Here is a 14,599-nt window from a genome sequence, read left to right as displayed (position 1 = left end):
AAGTGAGAGCGAAAGAGATGAGAGATTAATTTTTACTCAGAAAGTAAGAAATAATTAAGCAGCAAAATGCCCTGATCAAAGAATCTGTTCTAAAGATATGTAAAAATTATTGGCTTATGTATTATTTTTTTTCTGAACACATGAGCTTGTGAGTAAAGGCGCACAGGTTCAGGAAATTGCTCAGAGATGCCCCTTTTTCATTTCACTTACAGCATGTGTTGCAGCCCTTGCTGTGAGCGCCATATAAAGCAGCGACGGGCTTTGATTGCCGGTACTTGTCATAGCGGCGCCGTCCGTTACAAACACGTTCTTACAGTAATGCAACTGGTTCCACTCGTTGAGCAGGGAGGTCCGGGCGTCTTTTCCCATTCTGCAACCGCCCATTTCATGGATGTCGAGGCCTGGCGGCTGGTGGCTATCATGCTGTTCAATATTCTTACAGCCGGCTTTCTCCAGCATTTCTGTACTCTGGCTGAGAAAATCTCTGATCATTTTTTCATCATTGTCGTCGTAGCCGACCGACATGATCAGTAAAGGTATTCCCCATTGGTCTTTTTTATCAGGGCTTAGTCTTACGTGATTTGTTTCCTTTGGTATGGTCTCTCCCTGCATATACATGTACGTACGCCAGCCGGCAGGTTCCGTCAGGGCTTCCTTATACGCGGCCCCTATATTGACGTCTAACAGGTCTCCGTTTGCGCGTGGACGGTAGGCACCCATAAATGTGGTGAAGCCGCCTACATAGTCTGTATCCTGCTGGTGCAGGTTACGGTAATTGGCGATGATCGGTTCTGTAGGATTGCGCCCGTAAAAATATTTGTCTTCCATTCCTTCCACGTCAGCGCTTACAGACGCCCTATAGTTATGAAAAGCAACGTATTTGCCCAGTAGTCCGCTGTCATTCCCCAGTCCGTTGGGGAAGCGGTTGCTGGTAGAATTCAGTAAGACCAGGTTGGTATTAAGGGCAGATGCATTTACAAATATGATCCTTGCAAAATAGTCGGTAGTTTCTTTTGTATTCGTATCAATGACCCGTACGCCGGCAGCCTTTCCCTTTTGTTCATCATAAATGATTGAGTGCACGACGGAGAACGGCCTGATAGTAAGACGACCCGTCTTTTTTGCCCAGGGCAATGTAGATGTAACCGAACTGAAATAACCGCCGAAGGGGCAGCCGCGCATACATAAACTTCTGGCCTGACACCTTGCCCGGCCCTGTTGCAGGTGGACCTCTTTAGGTTCGGTAAGCTGTGCCCATCTTGCGTGTACAACGTGGCGGTCTTTATAATTTTCCCTGATCGTCTTTTGTATATGAGATTCCACGCAATTAAGATCGAACGGTGGCAGAAACTCGCCGTCCGGCATGGCTTCAATACCATCACGCGTGCCACATACGCCTATGAATTTCTCAACATGAGAATACCAGGGAGCAATGGTTTTATAATCGACAGGCCATCCGATACCATAACCGTAACGTTCCGGAGCGGTGAATTCGAAGTTGCTCCAACGTTGGCAGGCACGCCCCCAGGTGAGGGACTTCCCTCCTACCTGATAACCGCGGATCCAGTCGAAGGGCTTTTCCTGTATGTAGGGATGGTCTTTATCTTTGATAAAAAAGTGTGCGGTATCTTCTGCAAATCCGGCGGCCTTGCTGATCAACGGGTTTTCCTGCAGAAACTCTTTGGACATTTGTCCGCGGTGCTTAAACTCCCATGGCGCCATTGTAGCGGTAGGATAATCCTTATTATGCTCAACGTTCCTCCCTCTTTCCAATACTAAAGTTTTCAAGCCCTGCTCACAAAGCTCTTTTGCAGCCCAACCGCCACTGATCCCTGAGCCGATAACGATCGCGTCGAAGGTGTTCTGTTCTACGCCTTTTGCATTAATAAATAATGAATTGCCTGACATAACATGGATTAGTGGTGATAGGATCTTGTTTATTAACTCTTAGCTGACGGTCTTCTTTATTTGAGCATCAATAAATATAGGCAAATTAAGTATTAAACGCAAAGGTAAATTTTGCATATCGCTTCCGAAGTATTCTTAACGTTTGTTGCTTGGGCGTACAGTGATTCTAGCGTTGACCTTCTAGCTCGCAGTTCGGATGGAATCACTGGCTGTACTTCTTTGAAGTTTCGTACTATTGAGCGTTGAAGGACGGTTAGGCTTTCGTTACTTATTTAACCCCTGGTAAGGCGCATCAGCTCACTTCAAAGAACTAAGGCCAGTGATTTCCAACCGAATGCTCACTGCGGGCGGTCCCCAAAATAGGTGCAGGACTTACCCGCTTTGTTGCTTCGCACTTTGTGATTCGTGGTTTGCGGTTTGTGTCTGTGGTCTGTATAAAGCGTTTTTGTGAGGTACGTCACACAGTTACTACCTCAGAAGTCTTCACCTTTGTATCATAAAATCAAAACTTATGAGCAATTCAAAGGTTTGGTACGTTACCGGAGCTTCACAGGGATTGGGGCTCATCCTCGTAAAAAAGCTGCTTGAAGAAGGATACCGTGTTGCCGCCACTTCACGTAATGCGCAAAAACTGAAAAATGCGGTGAATGTTATTGATACCGACAGCTTCCTGCCTCTGGCCGTTGATCTGAATAATATTGATTGTGTGAATGAGTCTTTACGTCAGACAGTAGCTACCTTCGGGCGTATAGATGTTGTTGTCAATAATGCCGGTTATGGCATGGCCGGCACCGTGGAAGAGATTATGGAAGAGGATGTCAGACGTATTTTCGATGTCAATATCCTGGCCCCCATCAATGTGGCTAAAGGCGTCTTACCTATTATGCGTGCACAACGGTCCGGATATATTATCAACATCGGATCTGTTGCCGGATTTGCGGGCGCTCCCGGCTGGGCGGTTTATTCAGCTACTAAAGCCGCTATCGCCGCCTTCTCCGAAGTACTTGCCCTCGATGTGGCCGAATTTGGCATTAAAGTGACTGTTGCAGAACCCTCCGGCTTCCGTACCGGATTTCTTACAAAAGATTCTCTGGCCTATACTGATAGCCATATTGAGGGGTACATAGCTGTTAAAGATACGCAGAAACGATACCTGGCCGCTGATGGCAAACAACCCGGCGATCCTGAGAAGGCAGCCGAAATACTCATGGACCTCGCTACAATTGAACAACCTCCGCTACATCTCTATCTCGGACAAGATGCCTATGTACGCGCATCCGCGAAACTTCAGAACATGGCGGAAGAAATTGAAGCATGGAAGTCCACGAGTATTTCAGCAGACTATCATTCGTTATAGAAGGGTGCGTCTATCTTTTCACTCTTATCTTAATACCATTCAGATCATCATCTATTGGGATCTGACAGGATAAGCGACATCTTTCAGTATCATGCCCTAATCTCATCATAGTCATTTCTTCATTACGATCATAGGCCTCCAGGGAGGGACCGCCGTCTATGATCTCTATAAGGCATGTACCGCACCGGCCTACACCTCTGCATTCTCCAAAATCCTCGATGTATAACCTGTCGAATAAGAGCATCATCAATGACCGGTATTCTCCCTTGTAGGTGACCAGATCATGCTCTTCGTCGCCGAGCAGCACTTTAATGTTAATGGGTTGAGCAGCAGTACGCATCTGACATATTGTCTTTATTCACGTTTTGGTCCATATAGCGTAATGTTACAACCAGAACTCGTCGGGATACGTGTCTTCGTTGACGGATTCGTGCAATGGGCCTAGCATTTTACCTACCTCTGAGAGTTGTTGTGGTTCCAATGTCTTTTCCAGGAATGGGAATAAGGTACGCTCTTCAAAACGGATGTGTTGTTCGAGGATGTCGGCAAGCAAGGCGTACTTTTCGAAGGGTACGTCCGCCTTTGCTATTTCTTCAATGAGGTGCTTTATTTGTGTGTGTTCGGCATAAGCCTTTTCACAAAGCTCATGCCGGACCTTATTGAATAAAATGGTTTCTTCCTCCTCAAAGTGCTTTTCCAGATGGTCTTTCCAGAAATAGTGCACGTATTTGCTGAGCCTTTCTTTTTCGACATTCTTCTTAATTCCCTGTCTTATCTTCCAACTGAATAATAAGCCATTATGATGGTCTCTCGAAAGAGGAACTATATTTTCGTTGCGTTTCATAACCTTTCGTTTATCATTCATTAATAGGCGGATCAGCGTCAATCATTACTAGTGACGGTTTCGGCGGTGGCTGCACCGCTAAGAGATACTACCCGTTGTAACTGATCTGCTTTTGAGATAGTGAGCCGAACGATACTGTCTTTCACTGCTTTGAGATTGTGTACTATGTTGGCTGCCAGACTTACAAGCATTCCCTTTTGCAATGTCAGGGGTGTTCCTTCCACACCGAAAATAATCTCGCCTTCAAATACTTCCACGACAATGGGAAATGGGGCATGATGATCTTTCATTTCCTGACCTCCTTTAAGACAGATGCGGATCTCTCTGGAACGCTCTGTTTCCATCATTAATGTTATCTGTACCCTTTCCGGGTGATAAATTACGTCATTCAACAAACTTGCTGTTTTCATATTTTATTCTGTTGTTCGTTGTCCATAAATCTATGTGTCTCCTTGTGCGATTCTATTTGTCTTACTGGGTAATTGAGATGTACCTGACCAGGTAGAATAATGCCCAGCCCACAAAGCCGATGATGGCTATCCATACCCAGTAAGGAATACTTTGCGGCGTCTCACTGCCTTCTATAAGGAAAGACTTCTGATCGCCCTTGCCGTAGGCATTGATCATCAACGGCAACACACCGTCTACCACAGCGTTCTCTTTAATACCTTCTATGGCTATTGCGGGGCCGTTACGTACCACAAATGGAATTTTTCGGATGCCTTCCTTACCTGATGGATCTTTACTTACTATTTTCAGTATATGGTCGCCGTCGGTCAGCTTGCGTGTGTCTAATTCAAAGCTTACCGGCGTAGCCAATTCTGCGATCGGTTTAGTATCGTCGTCAATGAAAATGAATATGGTGCTTTTATCGCTCATTTTTAATGGTTGTTTAGAATAAGTGTTTTGATATGTTTGTCTGACTGCTCTCCGGGGCGTACCAGCCATCTGATGGAGAAGCCCAGGCTCAACAACACAACGATCACCATCGCCCAAACAATAATATAATCCCAACTGCTATCAGGGCCCGCGCCATGTGTAATGCCACGGAGCATTTCAGGTTGCTGTCTTTCGCATACAGGACAAGCAATAGCATATATTCCTGTGAACATCAAGGCTGCCGCCAAATAAATCTTTTTCATTATTTGGTTACTTTAAGTTTTAGGAAATCTATAATCTTCTTTACTTCTTCGGGTGTTACTTTCTTACCGTCGTTTCCCCAGCTGCTTCTTTCGTAATTGATGAGGGCTGCTACCTCCAGTTCGGTAAAACCGGCATTTGTTCCTACGGCAGGCATTGATCCGAATTCCGGTCTTGCATCATAACCGTTCATGATAATGTCTACGTACATTTCGAGATTGTCGCCCAATACGACAGAACTTCCTTTAAGAGGCGGGAATGCGCCTTGTAGTCCTTCGCCATTGGCCTGGTGACAGCTCTGACAGTTAGCCGCAAATAGTGCCTGTCCGTCGGGCATAGCACCTGCTGCGTTATCGCCGGTCTTCTTTTCTTCTCTTTTATACAGGAATGCGGGTGATGTTTCGCCATCCGGTAATTTGACCTGCTTCAATGATTGCAGGTAGGCTACCAGGTACATGGCATCTTTTGTAGCTACCACTTTACCTTCCTGACCGTTTAAATATTCAGCCGGGACATTTACCACGATGTCCGATGCTGACGGTTCTTTTTTGATGGTAAACAGCCACGGATAAGCGGGCATAATGGACTCTCTGACAACGGTGCGCGGATTATACAAATGCACGAGATGCCATTCCTTGCCAGGTTGCCGGGTGCCGATATCAGTAAGGTCGGGACCAGTACGTTCTGTGCCCATTAAGGTGGCTGTATTCCGCCAGAAATCGGTACGGTGTATATCCGCATAGTCAGCAGCAAGACTTGGCCGTGCGCCCCATACCTTGTCCATATCAACATTCCTGACCTGCTGTGTATGGCAGCCTACGCAGCCATTAGACACAAATAACGCCTTACCTCTGATGGCATCTTCACTTAATGGCACTGCATCGGGCAATGCCGCATTGTTTTCCTGGTTGTTAATAGCGGGCATGATCGCCACCAGTGTCGTTAAGACAATAAAGAAGAGGGCAGCCGTTCCGAATAATTTCCTATGATTATCGAATAATTCCATTTCAGTGTGATATATAGTTAAGCAATAGGTTGAATAGCAGCTGTATTTTCTTCCAGTTTCTGAATAGCGGTTTCCTGGACATCCACCACTTCCCTGTTTGCTATCATTTTATACATATTATAGGCGAATACAAGATGGGACAGCCACATGAGGCTACCACCGATGGCTCTCCATAACCAATAGGGCGCCATCATTACTACGCTTTCTATGAACGGTTTACCTTCCATCCACATCAATCCTTTCAATGTACTGCCATACATCAATGGAACGGTATAGAAAAGCAATCCTATAAGCGCCAGCCAGAAATGCATACCTACGGTAATCTGAGGTGCTTCCTTGCCTGTAAGTCGCGGGATGATGGCATATACACCTGCCCAGATAAAGAAGCAGATAATGCCATACATGGTGAGGTGTGAATGGGCTGTAGTAAAGTCAGTAAAGTGCCACATCAGGTTAGTGCTGCGGAAGGCCTCTGCGGTACCCTGCATAGAACCGGTAAAGTAAAAGATGATACCGACCAGAAAGAATGGCAATGTATAACTATCCGTTACTTTATACCATGCTCCTTTAAAGGTCATCAGGAAGTTGGTCGTACCTGCAAGTACCGGTATGGCCATACCTGCACTGCCCACGATAGCAACAGTTTGCAGCCACCAGGGAATGGAACTGAATACGAAATGGTGTGTACCAATGGTGGTATAAAAGAGTATCTGCGTCCAGAATGCCAGGATGCCCAGGCTATAGGAATAGATCGGTTTGTTAAGTTGTTGCGGCAGGATGTAATAAACAAATCCGAGGGTAAAAAGCATAAACCACATACCTACTCCCTGGTGCATATAATATCCCTGTATGATGGTTTCTCCCAGGCCGTTCTGCCAGTAAGGAACGTAAGCTACGATTGTGATCACCAGGGCGAACATGATGGCGGATACGATATACCAGTTGGAGATGTAGATCTCTTTTGTGGTACGTGTGGCGATCGTCTTTATAAAGTTCTCGAGTGTCAGCAGCAAGCCCATACCGAAGAGTAACATTACAGGCCAGATATATTCGCGGTATTCGCCACCGCCGTTATTAATACCTGCCATGAGACATATTGAGCCCAGGAGAACGGCGGCATTGATCAAGATGAGCGCACACCATCCTTTCTTCATACTGGCCAGCTTTGTGTTACTTACGCGTGGAACCACATAATAGCCGAGGCCCAGCATGCCTAGCGACGCCCAACCCCAGAATACGGCGTTGGTATGTACAGGGCGTAAACGTCCGAAACTCAGCCAGCTTATATGATCGGCGTCGGGCGCTACAAACTTGACCCCTACATATTCGCCGACTGTTGTACCGAACAATAACCAGAAGGTCGCACATCCGAGATACCAGAGTATCAGCCTGGATAATGCAGGATCTATATTAGGACGTTGCAGCGCTTTTTTCTTCAGGGCCACTATCGGTAACTCTACCCCGTCGTGGATCAGCAACAAGCCTTTTTCATCTTCTGCCCGTTGGTTCCCTGACAGTTCATTGTGAGTAAGCCGGTAATCCAGTGCAGCCTTTCGTCTTTTCAAAAGAGCATCCGCTTCTTCTTCAGGTAAGGACCGCAGGTGAGCAGCAAGTGCTTCGGCTTCTTCTGTCAGGTATTTATTTTTCTGCTGGTTCAGTACACTGTTCACTTTTACAAAGATCAATACCACACCGGCTGTGATGGGTATTAGTAAAAGAACAACGGTGATCCAGATACCTGCTTCTCCCAGCAAGGAACTGTTTGCTGTTTTTGCTACGTCCTGTGCGTTGGCACCAGAGTAAGAAAACATTGATAATCCAATGGTAAAGATTAAGAACAATAAAGCAGTTACTCCCTTACTGTTGACATAGTTTTTATTCGTTTGCCTGTACTGAATTAATTTCTCTATCTGCCTGCTATTGAGGCCAAGCGTGTATTTTCTTAGTTGGTCAACTTGTTGTCCAGGTCTTCCTTTTTTATAGATTTTCCTGACACCTACGATTCTCTGCTTTAATATAATAGCAATAAAAAGCAGCAGCAATGTAAATAGAAGTGCGATCCAGACCGGTGTTTTACTGGAATGAAAGGAAAAGTCAGAAGGATTAGCCCGGGCGGTTACAGGAATAACCCCAAACACGAGGAATGAGATTATCAGGGATGCTGTTTTACCGAAGATTTTTGTTTGCATATAAGAGATATTACTGTCTTTTATTCTTCTATTGTTTCAAAAAAACTCTTTGTCGTACAGGGAAAGTTGATCTTCTACATATAAGTGAACTATCAACTCTCATAATATATATTTATTGGCGTCTGAAATTCTGCTTTCAATTTTTGACCTAGCGTTCAATAGGATGTGTGGCTCAAATCCGCACTGGAAAGATAGTTTGTTCCCTTATTCTAAAATTAGCGAGCCACTATTTATACAAGTTTTGGTCAGAAATTGACATAACAAAGGTAATGGTTATTCAATAAAGGACAAAAACATCCTCTATTATTTATCCATTTTATCTTTTTGTCGAAGTATTTAAACAGATGGTCAATTATTTAGCTGTTTAGAAGGGCTTTCTGCCGGCATATTCTGCAACTCCCCTATCCTTCACTGGTCGTTCTTCATAACTGGCAGTATCCAGCATGTTGGTAAGTTGTAGCAGTTCCTGTTCCTGCAGGGCGATTGGGTTAGCAGGTTTTCCGACGGCTAACTTGCAGATTAACAATCCACCGGGTTTTACTGCCTGTATGATAGCAGGAAATAAGGAGCGGTCAAAATAATAATATAACACTACAAGATCGAAAGCTGCCTGCGGCAACTGATAAGTGGCCAGATCTGTGCAGATAGTCCGGATCTGTACATCAGGGGTTTGTTCCACCAGCCTTTCCAGGGCCACATCTGAAATATCTACGGCAGTCACTTTCCACTTTGCTTCAGCGAGATGCAGTGTGTGCCTGCCAGTACCGGCAGCCAGGTCAATTGCATTTCCGCCAGCGGGAAATTCCCGGCTGATGATCTGATCAAACATCCTGATGAAAAAAGGATCTGGTGTTTCCAGAGAGGGTAATCCTTTTGTATATCGTTCATTCCAAAGTGTCCTGATATCCATAGTGGTGATCCGGCAAAGGTAATGATTGCAGCCGTGGTATGAGCCGTTTCTGTTTAATGGGGATGTACTCCGCTTAAACAGGGGCTGTATATGTAGCTGGTGTGACGTATACTACCAGTATGGGTGTAGCATCACAGGTGGTGAGGTGGACATGATCGGGGGTTGTTCTTCCTGCGTATTCCGGCGGTAAAAGCTATTGATAAGATGTGGGGAGTCATGCCTCGTCCATGGCGAAGCGTCCGGGCTTGCAGGGAGCAGTCCGGGGATAAGATAATTCAAGGTAAGGGTTGGGTATGACGTTCAATGGATGTTACTCACCAGTATACAGCCTTCAGGCGGGGCTGCATCTATTCTCTCAGGATCACCGGTACCGGTACATAACCATATGCGGCATTATAGACCGTTTTTTCCGCTTGTTTTATTTTTCGCCGTTCATATACAGGTTGATGAACGACAGGCGCTGTTTGAGGCTCAATTACCGCAATAATGTCCGCCGCCTGATATCTTCTATCACCCGATGGGCAGCCGTGCTGTATACATCTTACCTGTAAGGTCACGACAAGTGTTCCCGAACCCGGTATTTCCATAGGGAGGGTCATACCTGTAAAAGGTTGCCTGGGATCCAAGATGGCAGTTATCACTTGTGTACTGAGTACCTGTTGGCGGGTAAAATCAATACAGGATGCGATCACTTTCAGCTCGACGGCGTCCATACCTTTCAATCGTGGTAATGTCTGCTCCGGGACCTGCAGGATACCGTTTGCTGAAACTACGGGAGGTACGGTAAAGAACTGGTCTGTCCCGGTATACTGATTGAACCGGAAGCCTTCGAGGAGCCTCTTCTTATTTCCTGTAGCCGGAATGAGAGCCCGAGTTAAGCGGTTGACATAGCCGTTGTCGTAACAGACATCTAATTCCGGGCAGATGACGCTTCGGATCAAGGCCCCTTTTTTGCTGGCGATGCCAAAGCGCAGGGCGGACCTGCGGGTAGCGACGGTTTGCCGTACGATTTCCGGCATGCTGCGCAGGAAGTATTTCCCGTTGCGGCAGTAGCCAATGAGATTACCGAGTTTACCGGTAAAAGGGATCAATGAGTTTTGTCTGGCCATAAAAAATGATACTGGTGAAGTATAAAGGTAACACTACCAGCGCTGGCCATTTTAGAGCAGGATTGAATGTTATTTAAGGTCACCCGAATCAATATGCGAAAATATTCAAGGTGATTCATGTCGGTTTTAGACAACGGTTAAAACTGACATGAATCACCTTGAATATTTTCTAAAAGTGGGAAATAGCCATAAAAGTAAAGGCCCTCTACCGGAGGGCCTTACTTCGTATAATTAATATACTAAACTAAGAAGCCGGAAGTAATTTGGTGGTGATCCCTATCCTGTTCCAGACATTGATCGTAATGATCGACAGGATCACCTGTGCCAGGTAAGTTGCGTCCAAGACTTTAGCCGCCTGGTCGTACGTTTCGTCTGATACGTGTCCGCTGATCAGCGTCACTTCTTCTGTCAGTGCCAGTATAGCACGTTCTTCTTCTGAATAGAACGTGGTATCGCGCCATGCGTTGAGGGCATAAATACGCTGTTCCGTTTCGCCTGCTTTACGGGCTTCTTTGGTATGCATATCGATGCAGAAGGCGCATCCATTTATCTGCGAAGCTCTGATCTTGATCAGGTCTTTATGCGTTCTTGTCAATGATGTACTTTCAATAAATTTTTCCATTCCAAGCACGGCTTTATAGCCGGCTGGTTCTACCTGGTCAATCCTGATGCGTGTTGCCATTTTTAATGAAGATTTATACTATTTCAAATTGAATATTTACCTCTATTCTGTCCGTTAACCTGAGGTGTAGCATTCCCTATCGTTCGTTAACAACAAAATTAGCGCAAAGGATGTTCTGCGGAATATACCAATTACGAAATATGAGATGGCCCAGCGAGGTTACCGGATAACTTTATGCAGGATTGCCAGGGCTTCAACGATCTCTTTTTCATCGAGTGAGGCGAACCCCATGCGCATAGCGTTTGCAGAAAAAGACTCGTTTTTATAATAATCTCCGTTGTCTATATACAGTCCGTTTTTTGCAGCGTTCTCAGACATTTTTAATAAGTCAATTCCTTTATCGAAGTTTGCCCATACTGCCAATCCGCCTTCCGGTATTTTAAAAGCTATCAGGTTGTTAAAGTCTGACCCGAGTATTTCACAGAACAGGTTCCTTCTTTCTTTATAGGCTTTGAGCGACTTACGAAAATGTCTTTCCATTTCTCCATTTTTAAACAGCATGGCAAATGCATCTTCCAGTAGTGTATCGCCCTGTTTGTCTATCAGTTCCCTTAATGAGGCAGCGGCTTCCACAAAAGCAGAAGGCCCCAGCATAAAGCCGATCCGCAAGGCAGGAGCAAATGTTTTTGAAATTGAACCGATATAGATCACATTGCGGTTATGGTCAATACTGGCTAATGGCAAATAGGGTTTATTGTCGTAGTGAAAATCAAAATCATAATCGTCTTCAATGATTGCAAAGCGGTATTCTTTGGCGAGGTCTAACAGCTTTAGCCGGCGTTCCATGCTGGTGGTCACTGTTGTCGGGAAGTGATGATGCGGTATGATATAGACTGCTTTTATTTTCTTCCGTTTCAGCGCCTTTTCAAGGTACCCGATATCCATCCCATTGGCATCGATGGGGATCCTTAACAGTTTCGCGCCGACGTGCCTGAAAGTATCATCTGCAGCAATGTAATTTGTCATGCCTACTGCAACGGTATCGGCGGGGCTCAGGAGGAGCCGGCTTGCCAGGTAGATCCCCATCTGGCTGCCTTTCGTGATGATCACATTTTCAGCCGGAACATCTACCCCTCTTGTGCCGGACAGGTAATTACAGATGGCGGTACGCAGATGCTCTGATCCTTTGGCACTACCATATTTAAGAAAGTTCTTTCCATAAAATTTCCTGGAGATGCTTCTATACTCACGCATCAGCAAGTCTACCGGCGCCAGGCGTACGTCGGGGAAGCCATCGTCAATTGCGAGCCTTGTTTTCTGGAGATTTTTATTGCGTGGCGAATTTTCGAATTGATTCGTCCATAAAAAGGCCTCCTGTTTATTATTCTTTTTACCGGATTCCGGCAGTTTGTTACCAGATATTACCGGCAGCCGGGATAATACGAATACACCCTTTCGCTCAATAGATTCAGCCCAACCCTGGTTGATCAGTTCTTCGTACGCAAGCTTTATCGTATTGCGGTTGATACCTATCAACTCAGCAAGGACACGTGAGCCTGGCAGCATATCAGATGGACGGAGCGCACCATTCGTAATTAACGAAATAAGGCTGTTACATACCTGAACGTAAAGTGCTACCGGAGCATTCCGGTCAATCTGGATCAAGGACTTATATGGTAGCATCCGGGATGTATTTAGTGGAAATCATGTTACAAACATAATCCATTCTCCACATACCTGGACAGAAAACGGCTGGTTTACGCTCAAGCTCCCTGGGCCGTACTTTTTATACAAACTGGGATATAATGACCACCCAGCGTTCCTCTACTTTTGTATCAAATTATCATCATGAAAAAAATATTGGTCATTAATGCAAGTGCAAGAACAGATCGTTCGAAAAGCAGGTTACTTACCGGTGCATTTGTTGATCGCTGGAAGAACATTCATACGAATCCGATCATCAGTTTCCGTGAATTAGGAACTGCTGATGTGCCTCATATCAACGAAAAATGGATCACTGCCTCTTTCAAGCCTGCAGCTACAAGAACTGAAGAGGACATTGAAGTTTTAAGGTTGAGCGATACTTATATTTCCGAGCTACGCACGGCTGATATCATTGTACTTGGCAGCCCTATGTACAACTGGTCTATTCCCAGTGCGCTCAAAGCTTATATAGATCACATTGTCAGGTATGGCGAAACCTGGAAGCCTAATCCAGACAATCCGGCGAGCCCGTATACCGGTCTGCTTGAAAACAAAACGCTGGTCCTGCTGCTGTCGAGAGGATCTTCCGGTTATGAAGAGGGTGAAGCGAATGAACATATGAATTTCCAGAGTACCTATCTAAAGACGGTATTCAACATTACAGGCATCCACAATATTCATGTGATCGCAATTAATGGCGTATCGGAGGATAAGGAGAAACTTGAGCAATCCATCAATACATCTATCCGGGATGTTCAACAGCTGATCGAGAAAAGTCTGATCGGGAAAGCGCTCGTCTGATCTATGCTGATCGCTCAAAACGGGCATGTAATTGCTGGCTTGCGGGGCTGCTGATAAAGCCTGCAAGTCTTCCAAAAATATAAAAGAAGTGATGAAAAATAATGTACTTAAGGGCGGACTCCTGGTAGCGTTGGGCGCATGTAGCTATGGCATGCTGGCCACCTTTGTGAAAATGGCGTACCAGGAGGGATTTACTACGGCGGAAGTAACCCTTTCACAATACTGTCTTGGATTTATGGGGTTATTAATACTAACGATGTTCCGCAAGAAAACTCCGGCGGCAACAACAGCAACATCCGGTATTAAAAGCATTATTAAGTTAACTGTTGCGGGAATGACGACGGGGTTAACCAGTATTTGTTACTATAAGTCTGTGCAGTATGTTCCTGTCAGCGTTGGTATTGTGTTACTAATGCAAACGGTGTGGATGGGCGTTCTAGCTGAAATGATCCTGCATAAAAAGATGCCCGGAATGCGTAAGATAATATCTGTTCTGATCATTCTGGCAGGTACTGTATCAGCGACAAATATGCTCAGTCAATCCATTACCATCAATTGGGTAGGCGTGGGTTGGGGACTGGCTGCTGCACTTAACTATACAGCAACTATGTATACGTCTAATAACATTGAACTTGGTTTCGCTCCGCTGAGAAGGAGTTTGTACATGATACTGGGGGGACTGATCGTTATTGCTATTATTTTCCATTCGTCTTTAAACGGATCGTTTTCATATGGCATTCTGTTGCGCTGGAGCATCCTTCTTTCCTTATTCGGAACGGTGCTTCCACCACTGCTCTTCACAAAGGGCATGCCGTTGACAGGTATGGGGCTTGGGGCTATAATCGCATCTTTAGAAATACCTGTGTCTATCATCGTGGCGCATATACTGATAAAAGAATCCGTGAGCCGGCTTCAATGGGCAGGCGTCATGTTAATCTTATCGGCAGTCGTGTTGATGAATATTTCGGAGAGGAAAAAAACAGTATAGACAAGGCTGCATATGCCAGGA

General features: G+C 45.4%; 15 protein-coding genes. 3 read left to right on the top strand and 12 right to left on the bottom strand.

Going from position 1 to position 14,599, the window contains the following annotated elements:
- Positions 1–180: 180 nt before the first annotated feature.
- Complete coding sequence (locus C7475_RS00700) at positions 181–1,908, bottom strand: GMC oxidoreductase (protein ID WP_110049959.1); 1,728 nt, start codon at positions 1,906–1,908, stop codon at positions 181–183.
- A gap of 511 nt (positions 1,909–2,419) precedes the next feature.
- On the opposite strand from C7475_RS00700, the gene C7475_RS00695 reads away from it, so the two are divergent.
- Positions 2,420–3,265: an SDR family NAD(P)-dependent oxidoreductase gene (locus tag C7475_RS00695; RefSeq protein WP_110049957.1), complete on the top strand. Its 846-nt coding sequence runs from the start codon at positions 2,420–2,422 to the stop codon at positions 3,263–3,265.
- A 10-nt stretch (positions 3,266–3,275) separates the two neighbouring features.
- Here C7475_RS00695 and C7475_RS00690 read toward each other — a convergent pair whose 3' ends face one another.
- The 11 genes from C7475_RS00690 to C7475_RS00640 form a co-directional block, all read right to left on the bottom strand.
- Complete coding sequence (locus C7475_RS00690; protein ID WP_110049955.1) at positions 3,276–3,605, bottom strand: 2Fe-2S iron-sulfur cluster-binding protein; 330 nt, start codon at positions 3,603–3,605, stop codon at positions 3,276–3,278.
- Positions 3,606–3,650: 45 nt separating this feature from the next.
- Positions 3,651–4,109, bottom strand: a complete 459-nt coding sequence (locus C7475_RS00685) for a hemerythrin domain-containing protein (RefSeq protein WP_110052774.1) — start codon at positions 4,107–4,109, stop codon at positions 3,651–3,653.
- Between the two features lie 38 nt (positions 4,110–4,147).
- Positions 4,148–4,519: a cupin domain-containing protein gene (locus C7475_RS00680; RefSeq protein ID WP_110049953.1), complete on the bottom strand. Its 372-nt coding sequence runs from the start codon at positions 4,517–4,519 to the stop codon at positions 4,148–4,150.
- Between the two features lie 61 nt (positions 4,520–4,580).
- Positions 4,581–4,988: a cytochrome C gene (locus C7475_RS00675; protein ID WP_110049950.1), complete on the bottom strand. Its 408-nt coding sequence runs from the start codon at positions 4,986–4,988 to the stop codon at positions 4,581–4,583.
- A 2-nt stretch (positions 4,989–4,990) separates the two neighbouring features.
- Positions 4,991–5,251, bottom strand: coding sequence for a hypothetical protein (locus C7475_RS00670; RefSeq protein ID WP_110049948.1), 261 nt, complete (start codon positions 5,249–5,251; stop codon positions 4,991–4,993).
- A complete protein-coding gene (locus C7475_RS00665) occupies positions 5,251–6,255 on the bottom strand; it encodes a cbb3-type cytochrome c oxidase subunit II (protein ID WP_110049946.1) in 1,005 nt (334 codons plus the stop codon). Before C7475_RS00665 ends, C7475_RS00670 begins: the two co-directional genes overlap by 1 nt.
- A gap of 17 nt (positions 6,256–6,272) precedes the next feature.
- Positions 6,273–8,444: a cbb3-type cytochrome c oxidase subunit I gene (locus tag C7475_RS00660; protein WP_110049943.1), complete on the bottom strand. Its 2,172-nt coding sequence runs from the start codon at positions 8,442–8,444 to the stop codon at positions 6,273–6,275.
- Positions 8,445–8,808: 364 nt separating this feature from the next.
- On the bottom strand, positions 8,809–9,354 hold the full coding sequence (locus C7475_RS00655) for a bifunctional 2-polyprenyl-6-hydroxyphenol methylase/3-demethylubiquinol 3-O-methyltransferase UbiG (protein WP_110049941.1): 546 nt from the start codon (positions 9,352–9,354) through the stop codon (positions 8,809–8,811).
- Between the two features lie 347 nt (positions 9,355–9,701).
- Positions 9,702–10,463, bottom strand: coding sequence for a hypothetical protein (locus tag C7475_RS00650; protein WP_110049938.1), 762 nt, complete (start codon positions 10,461–10,463; stop codon positions 9,702–9,704).
- A gap of 244 nt (positions 10,464–10,707) precedes the next feature.
- Positions 10,708–11,145: a carboxymuconolactone decarboxylase family protein gene (locus tag C7475_RS00645; protein WP_110049936.1), complete on the bottom strand. Its 438-nt coding sequence runs from the start codon at positions 11,143–11,145 to the stop codon at positions 10,708–10,710.
- A 159-nt stretch (positions 11,146–11,304) separates the two neighbouring features.
- Complete coding sequence (locus C7475_RS00640; RefSeq protein WP_110049934.1) at positions 11,305–12,768, bottom strand: PLP-dependent aminotransferase family protein; 1,464 nt, start codon at positions 12,766–12,768, stop codon at positions 11,305–11,307.
- A gap of 165 nt (positions 12,769–12,933) precedes the next feature.
- Here C7475_RS00640 and C7475_RS00635 point away from each other — a divergent pair, with 165 nt between their 5' ends.
- Both C7475_RS00635 and C7475_RS00630 read left to right on the top strand, forming a co-directional pair.
- The gene (locus C7475_RS00635) at positions 12,934–13,590 is read left to right on the top strand and encodes an FMN-dependent NADH-azoreductase (RefSeq protein WP_110049931.1); all 657 of its coding nucleotides are present in this window, start codon (positions 12,934–12,936) and stop codon (positions 13,588–13,590) included.
- A 91-nt stretch (positions 13,591–13,681) separates the two neighbouring features.
- Complete coding sequence (locus C7475_RS00630) at positions 13,682–14,578, top strand: DMT family transporter (protein WP_110049929.1); 897 nt, start codon at positions 13,682–13,684, stop codon at positions 14,576–14,578.
- The last annotated feature ends 21 nt before the right edge of the window (positions 14,579–14,599 follow it).

Origin of the sequence: Chitinophaga sp. S165 (assembly GCF_003182155.1) — a bacterium.
Lineage (GTDB): Bacteria > Bacteroidota > Bacteroidia > Chitinophagales > Chitinophagaceae > Chitinophaga.
This window is presented reverse-complemented; position numbering and strand designations above follow the sequence as displayed.